At 60.5% G+C, this 15,713-nt stretch carries 14 protein-coding genes; 10 read left to right on the plus strand and 4 right to left on the minus strand.

Translation table 11 applies throughout. From position 1 onward, the window contains the following. Nucleotides 1-51: 51 nt before the first annotated feature. The 5 genes from WA225_RS11385 (at nt 52) to WA225_RS11405 (ending at nt 4,238) form a co-directional block, all read left to right on the plus strand. Complete coding sequence (locus tag WA225_RS11385) at nt 52-1,077, plus strand: NAD(P)H-dependent glycerol-3-phosphate dehydrogenase (protein ID WP_422607982.1); 1,026 nt, start codon at nt 52-54, stop codon at nt 1,075-1,077. 30 nt (nt 1,078-1,107) lie between these two features. Then, nucleotides 1,108-1,455 carry a DUF4389 domain-containing protein gene (locus tag WA225_RS11390; RefSeq protein ID WP_422607983.1) on the plus strand — a complete coding sequence of 116 codons (348 nt, stop codon included), beginning with the start codon at nt 1,108-1,110 and terminating at the stop codon, nt 1,453-1,455. After that, entirely contained in the window at nt 1,452-1,904 is a 453-nt protein-coding gene (sixA, locus tag WA225_RS11395; RefSeq protein ID WP_422607984.1) for a phosphohistidine phosphatase SixA, read from the plus strand. Before WA225_RS11390 ends, sixA begins: the two co-directional genes overlap by 4 nt. 203 nt (nt 1,905-2,107) lie before the next feature. Further along, the gene (locus tag WA225_RS11400; protein ID WP_422607985.1) at nt 2,108-3,763 is read left to right on the plus strand and encodes an AMP-binding protein; all 1,656 of its coding nucleotides are present in this window, start codon (nt 2,108-2,110) and stop codon (nt 3,761-3,763) included. 31 nt (nt 3,764-3,794) lie between these two features. Further along, a complete protein-coding gene (locus WA225_RS11405; RefSeq protein WP_422607986.1) occupies nt 3,795-4,238 on the plus strand; it encodes a hotdog fold thioesterase in 444 nt (147 codons plus the stop codon). A gap of 27 nt (nt 4,239-4,265) precedes the next feature. Here WA225_RS11405 and WA225_RS11410 read toward each other — a convergent pair whose 3' ends face one another. Then, the gene (locus WA225_RS11410) at nt 4,266-7,271 is read right to left on the minus strand and encodes an RHS repeat domain-containing protein (RefSeq protein ID WP_422607987.1); all 3,006 of its coding nucleotides are present in this window, start codon (nt 7,269-7,271) and stop codon (nt 4,266-4,268) included. A gap of 224 nt (nt 7,272-7,495) precedes the next feature. Between WA225_RS11410 and WA225_RS11415 the strand changes: the two genes are divergently transcribed. The 4 genes from WA225_RS11415 (at nt 7,496) to WA225_RS11430 (ending at nt 11,198) form a co-directional block, all read left to right on the plus strand. Then, nucleotides 7,496-8,302 carry an alpha/beta fold hydrolase gene (locus WA225_RS11415; RefSeq protein ID WP_422607988.1) on the plus strand — a complete coding sequence of 269 codons (807 nt, stop codon included), beginning with the start codon at nt 7,496-7,498 and terminating at the stop codon, nt 8,300-8,302. After that, nucleotides 8,299-9,153, plus strand: coding sequence for an alpha/beta hydrolase (locus tag WA225_RS11420; protein ID WP_134178212.1), 855 nt, complete (start codon nt 8,299-8,301; stop codon nt 9,151-9,153). The genes WA225_RS11415 and WA225_RS11420 overlap by 4 nt, the downstream gene beginning before the upstream one ends. A gap of 115 nt (nt 9,154-9,268) precedes the next feature. Continuing rightward, a complete protein-coding gene (locus WA225_RS11425; RefSeq protein WP_422607989.1) occupies nt 9,269-10,075 on the plus strand; it encodes a DUF4892 domain-containing protein in 807 nt (268 codons plus the stop codon). Nucleotides 10,076-10,145: 70 nt separating this feature from the next. Next, the gene (locus WA225_RS11430; protein WP_422607990.1) at nt 10,146-11,198 is read left to right on the plus strand and encodes an AI-2E family transporter; all 1,053 of its coding nucleotides are present in this window, start codon (nt 10,146-10,148) and stop codon (nt 11,196-11,198) included. Nucleotides 11,199-11,891: 693 nt separating this feature from the next. Here WA225_RS11430 and xopAW read toward each other — a convergent pair. From xopAW to WA225_RS11445, 3 genes are all read right to left on the minus strand, one after another. Next, nucleotides 11,892-12,743: a XopAW family type III secretion system calcium-binding effector gene (gene xopAW, locus WA225_RS11435; protein ID WP_422607991.1), complete on the minus strand. Its 852-nt coding sequence runs from the start codon at nt 12,741-12,743 to the stop codon at nt 11,892-11,894. A 145-nt stretch (nt 12,744-12,888) separates the two neighbouring features. Further along, complete coding sequence (locus WA225_RS11440) at nt 12,889-13,938, minus strand: sensor histidine kinase (protein ID WP_422607992.1); 1,050 nt, start codon at nt 13,936-13,938, stop codon at nt 12,889-12,891. After that, the gene (locus WA225_RS11445) at nt 13,938-14,699 is read right to left on the minus strand and encodes a response regulator (protein WP_422607993.1); all 762 of its coding nucleotides are present in this window, start codon (nt 14,697-14,699) and stop codon (nt 13,938-13,940) included. Before WA225_RS11445 ends, WA225_RS11440 begins: the two co-directional genes overlap by 1 nt. Before the next feature lie 283 nt (nt 14,700-14,982). Between WA225_RS11445 and pyrF the strand changes: the two genes are divergently transcribed. Further along, nucleotides 14,983-15,681 carry an orotidine-5'-phosphate decarboxylase gene (gene pyrF / locus WA225_RS11450; RefSeq protein ID WP_161986598.1) on the plus strand — a complete coding sequence of 233 codons (699 nt, stop codon included), beginning with the start codon at nt 14,983-14,985 and terminating at the stop codon, nt 15,679-15,681. The last annotated feature ends 32 nt before the right edge of the window (nt 15,682-15,713 follow it).

Genomic DNA, 15,713 nt, shown 5'->3' on the forward strand with positions numbered 1-15,713 from the left:
GCGCCCCGTATAATGCCGGCATCGCCACTGGTATGGATTAACGGATTGCATATGACTGAACAGCGCCCGATTGCGGTCCTGGGAGGCGGAAGTTTTGGTACCGCCGTGGCCAATCTTTTGGCCGAGAACGGCCATCAAGTCCGGCAGTGGATGCGTGACCCCGAGCAGGCCGAGGCCATCCGGGTCAATCGCGAAAACCCGCGTTACCTCAAAGGCATCAAGATTCTGCCGGGTGTGACCGCCGTCACCGACCTGCAAGCAACCCTCGACGCCTGCGACTTGTGCTTTGTCGCGCTGCCGTCGAGCGCACTGCGTGCGGTGCTGGCCGTCCACGCCGAGCGGCTGAGCGGCAAGATGCTGGTCAGCCTGACCAAGGGCATCGAAGCCCAGACCTTTAAACTGATGAGCCAGATTCTCGAAGAGATCGCCCCGCAGGCGCGCATCGGCGTGTTGTCCGGGCCGAACCTGGCGCGGGAAATTGCCGAGCACGCGCTGACCGCCACGGTGGTCGCCAGCGAAGACGAAGAACTCTGTAAACAAGTGCAAGCCGCGCTGCATGGTCGCACCTTCCGTGTTTATGCCAGCGCCGACCGTTTCGGCGTCGAGTTGGGCGGGGCGTTGAAGAACGTTTACGCAATCATTGCCGGCATGGCGGTGGCGTTGGAAATGGGCGAGAACACCAAGAGCATGCTGATCACCCGCGCGCTGGCGGAAATGACTCGGTTTGCGGTGAATCAGGGCGCCAATCCCATGACCTTCCTCGGTCTGGCCGGTGTCGGTGATCTGATCGTGACGTGCTCGTCGCCGAAGAGCCGCAACTATCAGGTCGGTTTCGCCCTCGGTCAGGGTTTGAGCCTCGACGAAGCGGTGTCGCGCCTCGGTGAAGTCGCTGAAGGGGTCAATACCCTGAAAGTGCTCAAGGCCAAATCCCAGGAGGTCGGCGTCTATATGCCGCTGGTCGCCGGATTGCACGCGATCCTGTTCGAAGGACGCACGCTGGAGCAGGTGATCGGTCTACTGATGCGGGCCGAGCCGAAAACCGACGTCGACTTTATTTCCACCAGTGGTTTCAACTGATTGCATTTATTTACGGGCAGGGAGTGAGTCATGAACGATCCGAAAACCGAAGCCAGGTACGAATCCATTCTCCTGCGCGTGTTGTGGATGATCATCTACGTGCTGGTCTGGCAAGTGGCGCAGTTCATCCTCGGCGCGGTGGTGCTGGTGCAACTGATCTATCGTTTGATCTATGGCGCACCGAGCGCCAGCCTGATGAATTTCGGCGACAGTCTGAGCCAGTTTCTGGCGCAGATCGGCCGCTTCGGCAGTTTCCACAGCGACCAGAAACCCTGGCCGTTTGCCGACTGGCCAACGCCGCGTACCCCGGAAGGTGAAGCGCCACACGCCGTCGCACCGGCGCCGCATCCGGTCCGAGATGAGGAACCCAAGCTATGAAACTCTGGGTATTGCGTCACGGTGAAGCCGTGCCTTATGGCGCGTGCCCCGACTCCGAGCGGGAACTGACCGATCACGGTCGCCAAGAAGCCTTGAGCAGCGCCGCGCATTTGATCGGCCAGCCGCTGACGGCGATTTACGCCAGCCCTTATCTGCGCGCGCAGCAGACCGCGCAGATTGTTCGCGAGGCGCTGGGGTTCGAGCCGGAGATTCGCACGGTCGAGTGGCTGACGCCGGAGGTCGATCCGGACAAGGTGACTGATCAACTGGTGTCGGTGAGCAATGTGCTGCTGGTCAGCCACAACCCTTTGGTGGGCAATCTGCTGAGCTATCTGCAACATGGCGCCGGGTATCCGCCGGAGAAGGTCAGCACCGCCGGGTTGGCGGAGCTGGAAAGCCCGGAACTGCTGATCGGCTCGATGACCCTCAACAGCCTCAAACACCCGTAACGCTGATCTCTTGTGGGAGCGAGCTTGCTCGCGAAAGCGGCGTGTCATTCACCCTTTATGTGTCTGACACACTGCATTCGCGAGCAAGCTCGCTCCCACATTGGTTTCTGCCAACCCATGAAATTATTTGTTTGAAAATTCCAACCAAGCACTTGCTTGGTTGACTACGCTTGCTCCAGACCCAAAAAACAGGAGCGAGTCGCATGTCTGCCGCCTTCCGTTTGCCGCTGGACGTGTTCTACGAACGTGAAGCCCGACACCCGCGCCAGCGCTTTCTCGTGCAGCCCGTCGGTGGCGGGCAGGTTGACACCCTGAGCTGGGCCGATGTCGGTCATCAGGCCCGCTGCGCCGCGCACTGGTTGCGTGCGCGCGAGTTGCAGCAAGGCAGTCATATCGCCCTGATCTCGAAAAACTGCGCGCACTGGATCATCGCCGACCTGGCGATCTGGATGGCCGGGCATGTCTCCGTTCCGCTGTATCCCAACCTCACCGCCGACTCCGTAGCGCAGGTGCTCAATCATTCGGAAAGCGTCTTGGCGTTTATCGGCAAACTCGACGACTGGCCGGGCATGGCCAAAGGCGTGCCGGCGGATCTGCCGACCATCAGCCTGCCGTTGCATCCCCCCGGCGAGTTCGATTTCAGTTGGGCAGACTTGCAGCGCAGCTCTCCGATTCAGGACGATCCGCGTCCGGCGGCCGAGCAACTGGCGACGATCATCTACACCTCCGGCACCACCGGCCTGCCCAAAGGCGTGATGCACAGTTTTGCCAATCTCGGTTTCGCCACAACGCACGGCACACAACTGTTCGGGCTTAACGAGCACGATCGATTGCTCTCGTACTTGCCGTTGTGTCATGTCGCCGAGCGGATGTTCGTTGAGTTGGCGTCGATTTATACCGGGCAGACGGTGTTCTTCGCTGAGAGCCTTGAGACCTTCATCACTGACCTGCAGCGAGCGCGGCCGACGGCGATGTTCGGCGTGCCGCGAATCTGGACCAAATTCCAGATGGGTGTGTACAGCAAGATCCCGGCGAGGCGTCTGGATTTTCTTCTCGGCCTGCCATTCATTGGCAAGCGGGTCGGGCACAAAGTGCTGGCGGGGTTGGGGCTGGATGCCTTGCGTGTGGCGTTGTCCGGCGCCGCGCCGGTGCCACAGACCTTACTCGCCTGGTATCAGAAGCTGGGCCTTGATGTACTGGAAGTCTATGGCATGACCGAGGGCTGCGGTTACTCACACATTTGCCTGCCCGGGCAATACAAACAGGGCTGGATCGGTCAGCCGTGCCCGGATGTCGAAGTGCGCATCGATGAGTCGGGCGAAGTGCAGGTGCGCAGTCAGGCGAACATGCTCGGCTATTTCAAGGAACCGCTGAAAACCGCAGAGACGATCACCGAGGATGGCTTTCTGCGCACTGGCGACAAAGGCGAGCAGGATGCCGCAGGGCGGTTGCGTCTGACCGGTCGGCTCAAGGAAATCTTCAAGACCAGCAAGGGAAAATACGTCGCTCCGGCGCCGATCGAAAACCGTCTGGCCGTGCATTCGCGGATCGAACAGGTGTGCGTGGTTGGTGATGGCCTGAGTGCGCCGCTGGGTTTGTGTGTGCTGTCTACGGTCAATCAGGAAGAGGGCCGGGCGAGTCTGCATTCGAGCCTGGAAAAACTCCTCGAAGAGGTCAACGCCGTGCTCGACAAGCACGAACGCCTGCGCCGACTGGTGGTGGTCAAGGACAGTTGGGCCGTGGAAAACGGTTTTCTCACGCCGACCCTGAAGATCAAGCGCAACGTCATCGAAGACACTTACGGTGCGCGTTTCGAAGAATGGAGCGAGCGCAGCGAGGCGGTGCTGTGGCAGGATTGAGCGACCACTAAAACAACAAAGGAAGTCTGCGATGAGCTTGTGGCGTACCACTCCCGACATCGAGCAGTTGAACGCGATCCAGAAAAACACCATCGGCGAAGTACTCGACATCCGCTTCGAAGCGTTCGACGAGCAATCGCTGACCGCGAGCATGGTCATTGACCATCGCACCCGTCAGCCCTACGGTTTGCTGCATGGCGGCGCGTCGGTGGTGCTGGCGGAAACCGTCGGCTCGATGGCCAGTTACCTGTGCATCGATGCCAGCAAGTTCTATTGCGTCGGGCTTGAGATCAACGCCAACCATTTGCGCGGCTTGCGCAGTGGCCGGGTGACGGCGGTGGCCAAGCCGATTCATATCGGACGCACCACCCATGTCTGGGACATCCGCTTGACCAGTGATGAAGGCAAGGCCAGTTGCGTGTCGCGGCTGACCATGGCGGTGGTGCCGTTGGGTGAGCAGCCGCCGGCACGGTGATGGCTGCTCTTAAGCACGTTACCTCGATCAGAAATTCAGTTGTGATCGGGAGTATTTTCGTTGTCCTGTCCCCGTTTCACTGACGAAATGCAAGACTTCAGTGGCGGCCGGGTCAAAACCTGCATTGCTCGAAATCGGCGGACTCTCTCGATCGATGCCGGCGCCGACCTGGTTCCTCTCAAGATCCCAGGAGGTTTGGCCCAGTTCTGCGCTTAAACCGGGTGTCGCAATTGTGACAAACGTCGAGCGTACATCGCCGACGGCACTGACGACTGCCCGGCTCACCGCTGTTCGAGTATGTACATCCAGGGTGTCGTAACCGGGGATCTGTGCGACGGCCAGATTGGCGATTTGTCCCAGAGATAGAAAGAAGTGGCGGCTGCTGGCACCGACCACGGCGTTTTCCGGGTTGAAGGTCGGTTCGCTGTTGCTCGAAGGCTTGGCCGGTGTTCCCAGCACCCCTCTCGCGGCGGAGGCTCCGGCAGCGCTGGTGGCCGTTACCGCAGAAACGGAAAGGATGGACTGCAGAGCGTTTCCGGTCACGTCCGTTCCAAACAGCACCGAGCCGCCGAACCCGGTAGCGCCTGCCGCCAGCCCGGCAGCACCTACACTGGCAGCTCCCGTGACCAGGTCAACACGTCCGACAGAGGGATTGCTTGGGCCGACATTGGCGAGGTACTGGGCTGACATCTCCCGAAACACTGTACCGAAGGCGCTGCCAAGCTGATTGGCGGCCGCTGTATTGCCTCTTGGGTCGAGTATGCCGAGCAGGGAAGGCGCTGCGCCCAACGCCGCACCTAATGCGGCACCGCCGATTTTTGTTGCCAGAGGTCCCCAGCTTCCCGGGTCGTTGATAGACATTGAGCTTTGCGCCCAGTTGGCCCCGGCGTAGCCACTGATGCCGCCCGAAATGGCCCCTGCCACCGCACCGCCAATCGTCACCGCAGAGTTCGCTGCCGGCAGGAACCCCACAAAAGCCGCCTGCACGGCCGCGCCAACGGCTGCGCTCATAAACTCTCGAGCGGCTGTTGCGCCTGCTGCCCTGACGGTATCGACCCCCGCCAGTCCCTGTCTGTCAACGAACCTGACGGGGTTGCCGCGTACCATCAAAAACAGGTTCAGACCATCGGCGGTACTCACCGGGTCGGGACTGATCCAGCGCATCAACCAAGGTGCGTAGAAGCGTTGTCCATAGTAATAAAGTCCTGTGGCATCGCGCTCCTGGCCTGCGTAGCGCCGGGTCTTATAGCGGGCTCGAGCCTGATCGGGGCCCGCCCACCAGGAAGTACCACCGTAGGGGAAATAGTTCTCCTCGCTGACGGTGTCTCCTTGTTGGTCCAGCACCAGCATGCTTGAGCCCAGATGGTTGCTGAAGCTGTAGTGATAGTGATCGGCAGTCGCGCTTTCGTGAGGCCAATGCAAAACCTCAACTGCACAGCGTCCCGCTTGAACGGAAATGACGTGCAGGGTTTCGTCGGGGTACTCGCGTATTTCCAGCTCCGGCAGGTAGCGCGTTTCATGCCGTTGCGCGATGCCCTCTATGTATACGAGGCGAACCTTGCGCTTGCGCTGGCCCACACTGTTGTACACGTAGCGTTCGCAGTCATTTGCAGCCTGTGTGCGTATGACCTGATCGACCTGACTCAATCGTCTGCCAGCGTTCCACTGCAGATTCTGCCCCGGTTGCAGCGTTTTTCGGTTGCCATTGGCATCGAATGCGGCGGCGATTTCATGCTCGCCGGGTAGCGTTCCATCGTCGGATTGTTCAAGTCCCAGATTGCTGTACCGGGAGATTGCCGTACGCTGCGTCCAGCTGTGGCTGGCCGCGTTGTGAACCAGTGTAGTGAGATTGCCGGCAGCATCATACGTGTACGTCTGACGGTAGTTTTCCAGTTGCGCGGAGTCTGCTGGGGAGGTGAAGACAGGGGCATCAGGGCCATTTGAGGTGTTGCTTTGTTGCCAGCCAGTGGCTGAAATCAGTTGGTACAGGCTGTCGTAAGTAAATGTACTGAGCGGTTCGATCTTCTGGTTGCGAAAGAAGCGCGTGCGTTGCGCCATATCCTGAACGCTAAGGATATTGCCTACTGGATCATAGCGATAAACCAGTTTTTGCAGAGTAGACCTGTCGGACATCTCGGCGCTGATTTGCTCAAGTCGACCATTTTGCGGATCGTAAAGGTTCTGACTGATTACACCGTTGGCGGCAATCTGGCGCACGATTTGATTGTCGGGGTTGTACTGGATATCGAGCAGTAACACGCGGTCTTGCGTATCGCCCGCGATTTTCAGACTGATCTGTTTCAGTTGTCCGGCAATATTCAGTTGCAGCCGCTTCTGGTTGCCCATTGCGTCTTGCTGGCTGACCGTCTCCCCCAAGGCGTTGTAGCTGAAATGGGTTGCTGCGCCGTGACCGGTTTCATGCAGAAGGTTCCTTTGCGTCTCACTTTGTGGCCAGTCAGGCTCATCGAGTTGGTCGAGGAAATGTTGAACACACGTGATAGGGGCACCGCTCAGGGCGTAGTGCGGAAAAAATTCACTACCGGCACTGTCGTCATGGCGGACAATTCGACCGCACTGGTTAAGCGCTGCGGTCGATGGCGTACTGTCGCCGTAACTGAAGAATGTGCTGTTTCTGGCATTCCCCCTACGAGTTTGCACGATGCTACTGACCGGGCGCAGCATCAAGTCGTATCGGGTCTGCGTTTGGGTCAGTAGACCGTCCCAGTCGATCAGACGCTGACCGGCTGCGCCCGGCAAGGTCAGTTGGGTGGCCCCATCTACACATTCGCTGTCAAGGAGCACGCCCGTGAGGCTGGAGCGCAGTTTCAGATTCGGTGGGGTATCCGGCTCGCATTCTTGCCGCGCGTGCAAGCGGGGATCACAGGCGTCAGTCAGGCGACCGACAGCGTCGTAGCGCTGGCGGTAAATTCGTGGTTCGGCCGTTGTACCGTCCATGTCACGGCAGTAGGACACCGTAGCAATGTGTTGCCTTCTCGGATCCGTCACAGAAAGGGTCGGGGTAAAAATGTGCATGAATGTCTCATCCCTTAGCCAGTGAACCGGACTCAGTTATTCGGCAACGGAGGCGAACGGTCAACTGTCAGAAATTACAGTTGGATGAAGTTTGCGACGACTGGTGCAAATTTCGCTCATGGATAAAACAACATCGCCACCATTCCTGGCAGTTACGGTCATTGCCGTAACCCGCGGTCTTGCGGACAATCAACGCCACGTTTCCCGCTCATGGATTTGCCCGCATGTCGCAACCGATCTTTTTCGCCCACGCCAACGGCTTCCCTTCGGGCACCTATGGCAAGTTGTTCGCGGCGCTGGCGCCCGAGTACCGGGTTGCGCATCTGGAGCAGCATGCCCATGACCCGCGCTTTCCGGCGGATGACAACTGGTACAACCTCGTCGACGAGTTGATCCACCATTTACAGCAGCAGGACCAACCGGTGTGGGGTGTCGGCCATTCTTTCGGCGGCGTGCTGCATCTGCACGCGGCGCTGCGTTGTCCTGAACTGTATCGCGGTGTGGTGATGCTTGATTCGCCGGTACTGACCCGTACCGATCAGTGGGTGATCCGCGCGGCCAAGCGTTTTGGTTTTATCGACAAACTGACGCCGGCCGGTCGTACGCTGGGCCGGCGTGAAGAGTTTGCCGATCTCGCCAGTGCGCGCAGCTATTTCGCTGGCAAGACCTTGTTCCGTGGTTTCGATCCGGAGTGTTTCGACGCTTACCTGCAACACGGTTTGCATCAGGTTGGCGACAAACTGCGCCTGCGCTTCGATCCGGCCACCGAGATCAGCATCTATCGCGGCGTGCCGCACACCAGCCCCGGCCGCACTCGGCAGTTGCAGGTGCCGCTGGCGGTGGTGCGCGGGCACAAGAGCCGCGTGGTCATGCGCCATCACACGCGTTTCGTCGCGCGTCTGGCCCAGGGCGAGGCCCTGAGCATGCCCGGCGGCCACATGTTTCCCCTTGAGCGTCCGCAGGACACCGCGCGCCTGTTGAAGAATCTGTTTACTCGCTGGGAAAACCGCCAGGACAAGGATTGCGCATGAGCCCGACCTTCGAAGAAGTGCGTCTGAGCCTGCCGCATATCGAGCTGGCGGCGCATTTGTTCGGCCCCGAGGACGGTCTGCCGGTGATCGCGCTGCATGGCTGGCTCGACAACGCCAACAGCTTTGCCCGTTTGGCACCCAAGCTCAAAGGCCTGCGCATCATCGCGTTGGACATGGCCGGGCACGGGCATTCCGGGCACCGGCCAAACGGCGCCGGGTACGCCCTGTGGGACTACGCCCATGACGTGCTGCAAGTCGCCGAGCAACTGGGCTGGAAGCGTTTCGGCCTGCTCGGGCATTCGATGGGCGCCATTGTCTCGATGGTGCTGGCAGGTTCGCTGCCGGAGCGCATCAGCCATCTGGCGCTGATCGACGGCGTCATTCCTCCTACAGACAAAGGCGAAAATGCTGCCGAGCGCATGGGCATGGCCCTGCAAGCGCAACTGGATCTGCGCGAGAAGCGCAAACCGGTTTACAACACCCTCGATCGCGCCATCGAAGCGCGGATGAAGGGGTTGGTGGCGGTCAGTCGCGAGGCCGCCGAATTGTTGGCTCAGCGCGGCTTGATGCCGGTGCCGGGCGGCTACACCTGGCGCACCGATAATCGTCTGACGCTGCCATCGCCCTTGCGCCTGACCCAGGAACAGGCAATGGCCTTTGCGCTTCGGGTCAGTTGCCCGGCGCATCTGGTGGTCGCGGCTGACGGCATGCTGGCCAAACATCCTGAGTTGCTGGAGCGTCTACCCTTTAGCCGGGAACAGTTGGCGGGCGGGCATCATTTGCACCTCAACGATGAGGCCGGGGCGATCCTTGTCGCAGACTGTTTCAATCGGTTCTTCGCCATTCCTTGACTTGCCGCGGGCAACTGTCGAGGCTGGGCGGGTTGAAATGGGAGACAACCACGATGGATTTCTATACCGCTGCGACCCCGACCCGCCACGTCATGCCGATCCGATGAGCCTGACCATGCGCTCACTCAGTCTGTTGGCACTGTGCTGTTTCAGTTCCATTTCGTCCGCCGCCGATGTGCCGGGCAGTCAGGATCTGCAGATCGTGCCGCGTCTGGCCGATGCGCAAATCGTCGACTATCGCCCTCCGGTCGAGCTGGAACGGATTTATCCGTTGGGTTCGATCCGCAAGATCAGCGGCCAGTTACGCTTCGATGGCCAGGTCACCGCCCGGGGCCAGACCACTTCGGTCACCTATGAGTTACCCCCCGAACATTCCGCCACCGAAGCCTTCACCGCAGCTCGCGAAGCCTTGCAAAAGCAGGACGCCGAGTTGCTGTTCTGGTGTCAGGCCCGCGATTGCGGCGAAAGCAGCCTGTGGGCCAACGAGGTATTCGGCAATTCCAAACTGTACGGCGCTGACGAGCAGCAGGCCTATCTGCTGTTGAGGCTGGCGGCACCGCGCGATAACACGCTGGTGGCGCTTTACAGCATCACCCGCGGCAATCGCAAAGCCTATCTGCATGTCGAGCAGTTCGAGGCGATCGCGCCGTTGGGGGAATTGCTGCCGACGTCGGCGACCTTGTTGCGCCAGCTCAAAAGCACCGGTGAACTGGATTTCCCCAAACTGGTGAATGATCCGGATGACACCTGGCTACGATTGATTTCCCGTGGCCTGAACCTCGATACCACGCAGCGCGTGACGGTGTCCGGACCGAAAGCCGAGGCCTGGCGACAGGCACTGATCAATCAGGGCGTGCGTGCGGCACGCATGGAAACCGGCAGTGTCGAAGGCTCTGGCCTGCGCATCGATCTGTTGCGATAAGCTGATTCGGGCGAGCACGTACCGCGTGTTCGCCTACTCTTTGCCTGACTGACTTTTTTCGAGATCTTACATGCTCAATAACGATCGCCTGCTGGTGCAGATCCTGCTGCTGGTGTTGTTTGGTGCCAGTTTGTGGGTGATGGCGCCATTCTGGTCGGCGCTGTTCTGGGGCGCGGTGCTGGCGTTCGCCAGTTGGCCGCTGATGCGCCTGCTGACTCGCTGGCTGAAGGGCCGTGAATCGTTGGCAGCGGCGATTTTGACCTTGGGCTGGATGTTGTTGGTGGCAGCGCCGCTGGTGTGGCTGGGGTTCAACCTCGCCGATCATGTGCGCGATGCGACGGCGTTCATCAAGGATGTGCAGGTCGATGGTTTGCCGGAGGCGCCGGTCTGGTTGGGCACTGTGCCGTTGGTCGGTGAACGGCTGGTCGGGCTCTGGAACAGTATCGATCAGCAGGGTGCGGCGCTGATGGTGTCGGTCAAGCCGTATCTGGGGCAGGTGGGTAACTGGCTGTTGGCGCGCAGTGCGCAGATTGGCGGCGGGATTCTCGAGCTGACCTTGAGCATTGTCTTCGTGTTCTTTTTCTATCGTGACGGGCCGCGGCTGGCGGCGTTTGTGCACAGTCTGCTGGAGCGCTTGATCGGTGATCGCGCCGGGTATTACATCGAGCTGGTGGCCGGGACGGTGCAGCGGGTGGTCAACGGGGTGATCGGCACGGCGGCGGCGCAGGCGATTCTGGCGTTGATCGGGTTTTTGATTGCCGGGGTACCGGGGGCGTTGGTGCTCGGGATCGTGACCTTTCTGTTGAGTCTGATTCCGATGGGGCCGCCGTTGGTGTGGGTGCCAGCGACGGCCTGGCTGGCGTGGAAGGGTGAGTACGGGATGGCGGTGTTTCTCGGGATTTGGGGGACCTTCATCATCAGTGGCGTGGATAACGTGCTCAAGCCGTATCTGATCAGCCGCGGGGGCAATTTGCCGTTGGTGATTGTGTTGCTTGGGGTGTTTGGCGGGTTGATTGCGTTTGGGTTTATCGGGTTGTTTATCGGGCCTACGCTTTTGGCGGTGGCTTATAGTTTGTTGACGGATTGGAGTAAGAGTCAGGGGCGGGTTGAGGAGCGGCGCTAGCGGGTTTGGGTTTTGGGTTTTTTGTGAATATCCGTTGCTGCGGTAACGGCTGCTTAGGGGTTCGCCCTTACGGCGACTCACTTTTTTACAAGCGCCTAAAAAAGTAAGCAAAAAACGCTTGCTCCTACGTGCGGCCCGCTCGCTGGGGCTCGGGGTTCCTTCGCTCCGGGATTGATCCGGGGGGCAGCGCCTACGGTTTGCTGCGCTGCACCTCCTCTCGCTGTGTTTGGCTGCGCCAAACGGTCGCTGCGCTCCCACCCCCGGATCAATCCCTCCGCTCAGCCTTCCGACGTCGCCCGTGGATCAAGATCAAAAGCAGGCGAGCTGACACTCGGCCTATTGAGTGGTGAAGAGCGTGGGGTGTTCGGCGTTTGATTTGCGTTCAACGCGGTATCGCACGTCAGCGTATCTCTCACAAACACCTCGGTCAGTCCCCTCTCCCTCCGGGAGAGGGCTAGGGTGAGGGGCTTTTGATCTGTTTCAGTCTGAGTTCGACTCGGTATTTCACGTCGGCGTAGCTCTCCCAAACACCTCAATCAGTCCCCTCTCCCTCCGGGAGAGGGTTAGGGTGAGGGGCTTTTGATCTGTTTCAGAGTCTGAGTTCGACTCGGTATCGCACGTCGGCGTATCTCTCGCAATCACCTCGGTCAGTCCCCTAGCCCTCTGGGAGAGGGCTAGGGTGAGGGCTTCGACTCAAGTCGCCACATTCAAATACTTGCCCACCGGCGCGGCGTTATCGAGCGAGTACTGTTTGCTCAAATTGGCAATCATGCGGTTCAGCGCGTCTGTCGTGCTCTGGGTCGATGCCGTCTGTTGTTCGTCAGGTCGTTCACGCCCGGCCTGTAAAGCTGCTTTCAGTTCATCACTGCTCACGCTGCCACTGCTGTCGCTGTCGAGTACTTTGAGCAGTGCGGCGCTGGTGTCGGTGCTGGTCGATGAGGTGCTGTTGCTGGTTTGCAGGGCGCTGCTGAGTTCTGTTGCGGTCACGCTGCCATCGCCATCCGCATCGAGTTGGCTGAACAGTTCGTCACTGTTGATGTGTGGCGGCGGAGGGGGCGGGGTCAGGCTGGCAGTGAGTTCGTCCTGGCTGACGGTGCCGTCCTTGTTTTTGTCCAGTGCCGAGAAGAGTTCGTTGCTGTCCGCAGTGCTGCCGGCGCTGGTCAGGCCGCTGCTCAGTTCGTCGCTGCTGATGGCGCCGTCGCCATCAGTGTCGAGGGCGCTGATCAGGGCGTCGGCCAGTTCGGTGGTGGGGGCTTGGTCGCCGGGTGGTGGCGAAGGTGGCGCCATGGCGGTCATTTCTTCGGCGCTGAGGCTGCCGCTGGCGTCGCTGTCCAGATCGCCGAATTGTTTACTGAGGTTGACCAACAGGCCATCATCGGACTTTTGCGACAGGGCGCTTTTCAGTTCGTCCTGGTCCACCGCGCCATCGCCGTTGCTGTCGAGTTTGGCGAACAGTTCTTTTTGCAGTTGCTGGCTGCGGGCGTTTTGCGTGGAGGTGCTGCTGGTGCTGGTATAGCTCGTGTAGTTGCTGACGCTACCGATCATTGGACTCACTCCCTGGAATGGCAAACCGGTGGGTGTACCGGCTTATGCAGCGTCAGGGCGCAAGGTGTCGTGGGTATGTGGGGTTTGTACCGGTGGCTACACACGATGCAATGAATACCCAATATCTTGTAGGAGCGCGTGTTTCTCAGGGGCGCGGCAGGCGAATGATGGCCGTGAGGCCGCCGCCCGGTGTTTCTTCCAGATGGAGCTGTCCACCCAGACGCTGTGCCGCCTCGCGGGCAATGGTCATCCCGAGGCCCACGCCGCCGGAGTTGCGATTGCGCGAACCTTCCAGCCGATAAAACGGCTCAAACACCGCTTCACGCTTGTCCTCGGCAATTCCCGGGCCGTGGTCGATCACGTGGATCAGCAGTTGCTCGCGCTGATCCTGCATCTCGATACGGACCTGGCCGGCATAACGCAAGGCATTGTCCATCAGATTATTGATGCACGAACGTAGCGCCATCGGCTGAACCGGCATCGGTGCGCAATGACCGCTGACCTGCACATCCGCACCCTGATCCTGAGCGTTTTCGCACAGCGATTCGACCAGCGCCTGCACATCCATCAGTTGCAGGGCTTCGCTGGTGCGCTGTTCGTGCAGGTAGGTGAGGGTGGCGTCGAGCATGCCGATCATGTCGTCCAGATCCTGACGCATCTGGCCCTGCAGCTTTTCATCGCTGATGTTTTCCAGGCGCAGTTTCAGGCGTGACAGCGGGGTGCGCAGATCATGCGACACCGCGCCGAGCATGCGGGCGCGCTGCTGCACCTGTTCGCGAATGCGTTGTTGCATCAGGTTGAAGGTGTGCGCCGCTTGCCGTGCTTCGCGCGGGCCGGATTCGTCCAGTGGCGGGCTGTCGAGGTTTTCGCTGAGGCGCTCGGCCGCATCGCTGAGGCGCTGAATCGGGCGGCTGAGCAGTTTGGCGCCGTACCATGCAGCGATCATCAGTGTGATGAACTGAAACGTCAGCGGCACCAACGGGCCACCGAACCATGGGCGCGGTGGGCGTGGCGCAAAACGCGGATCCAGTGGCGGGCGCTGGCCATCGACGCCCGCGGAAAATTCCGGCGGCGGTGGTGGCGGAGGCGGGCCGTAATGGTGAAACCAGGCAAAAGCCAACAGGTGCGCCAGGACAATCGCCACGAACAGCACGCCAAACAGGCGCCCGAACAGCGTGTCGAAGCGCGCCCGCATCAGCCGATGTCCCGCGCGTCAAACAGGTAACCCTCACCGCGCACGGTTTTGATCAACTGCGGGGCTTTCGGGTCGTCGCCGAGTTTCTGCCGCAGACGCGATACCAGCAGATCGATACTGCGGTCGAACGCTTCGATCGAACGCCCGCGCGCGGCATCCAGCAATTGTTCACGGCTGAGCACCCGGCGCGGGCGTTCGATAAACACCCACAAAAGACGGAATTCGGCGTTGGACAGCGGCACCACCAAGCCATCGTCAGCGATCAACTGACGCAGGACGCTGTTCAGGCGCCAGTTGTCGAAGCGGATGTTGGCCCGTTGTTCGGTGCGATCATCGCGCACCCGGCGCAGGATGGTCTGGATGCGCGCGACCAGTTCGCGTGGCTCGAACGGCTTGGCCATGTAGTCATCGGCGCCCAGTTCCAGGCCGATGATGCGGTCGGTCGGCTCGCAACGTGCGGTGAGCATCAGGATCGGGATGTCCGATTCGGCGCGCAGCCAGCGGCACAGCGACAAGCCGTCTTCGCCGGGCAGCATCAGGTCGAGCACCACGACGTCGAAGTGTTCGGCCTGCATCGCCTGACGCATCGCGGCGCCATCGGTGACGCCGCTGGCGTGGATGTTGAAGCGGGCGAGGTAGTCGATCATCAGCTCGCGGATCGGTACGTCGTCATCGACGATCAGCGCACGAATGTTCCAGCGCTTGTCGTCTTTCGGCTCATCCGTTGCGGTCGTTTGGGTGTTGTGCATGGGGCTGTTCATCTGCCAGTAGGCCGCCAACCACAAAGATGGGCTGCGAGGTGGTGGTTTCAGCATAGGCGTCCTGCCGTGAGGCGGGAAGTGCTGATGTAAGGACGTGTTGCGGCTGGCGAAGCTAACGCGGACGCTTGTTGCTGGCGTGTCGGTTGTGTATCGGAGTCGACACAATAGCAGCGGGCGCTATGCTGATCACGGTTGGCGCGACGATTTACCGATCATCGGGTGCCGCGCTGGCGCCGGTTCCGCTACAATGCGCGCCGATTTCGACTTGCCTGAGAGCCCGCCCATGTCCGCCTGCCAGACGCCTATCATCGTCGCCCTGGATTTCCCTACCCGTGACGCCGCACTGAAGCTGGCCGACCAGTTGGACCCGAAACTGTGCCGGGTCAAAGTGGGCAAGGAACTGTTCACCAGTTGCGCCGCGGAAATCGTCGGCACCCTGCGTGACAAGGGTTTTGAAGTATTCCTCGACCTGAAATTCCACGACATTCCCAACACCACGGCAATGGCTGTGAAAGCCGCCGCCGAGATGGGCGTGTGGATGGTCAACGTGCACTGCTCCGGCGGGATGCGCATGATGGCCGCCTGCCGTGAAGAGCTGGACAAGCGCAGTGGCCCGCAACCGTTGCTGATCGGCGTCACCGTGCTGACCTCGATGGAGCGTGAAGACCTGGCCGGTATCGGTCTGGATATCGAGCCACAAGAGCAGGTCCTGCGTCTGGCAGCCTTGGCCGAGAAGGCCGGTATGGACGGTCTGGTGTGCTCGGCGCTGGAAGCCACCGCGCTGAAAACCGCGCACCCGTCGCTGCAACTGGTGACCCCGGGGATTCGTCCGGCGGGCAGTGCGCAGGACGATCAGCGGCGCATTCTGACCCCACGTCAGGCGCTGGATGCCGGTTCCGATTATCTGGTGATTGGCCGTCCGATCAGCCAGGCGGCGGATCCGGCCAAGGCATTGGCCTCGGTTGTCGCCGAAATCGCCTAAGCCACACTGATATCCAAATGTGGGTGCGAGCA

Source organism: Pseudomonas sp., assembly GCF_049300855.1.
GTDB lineage: Bacteria > Pseudomonadota > Gammaproteobacteria > Pseudomonadales > Pseudomonadaceae > Aquipseudomonas.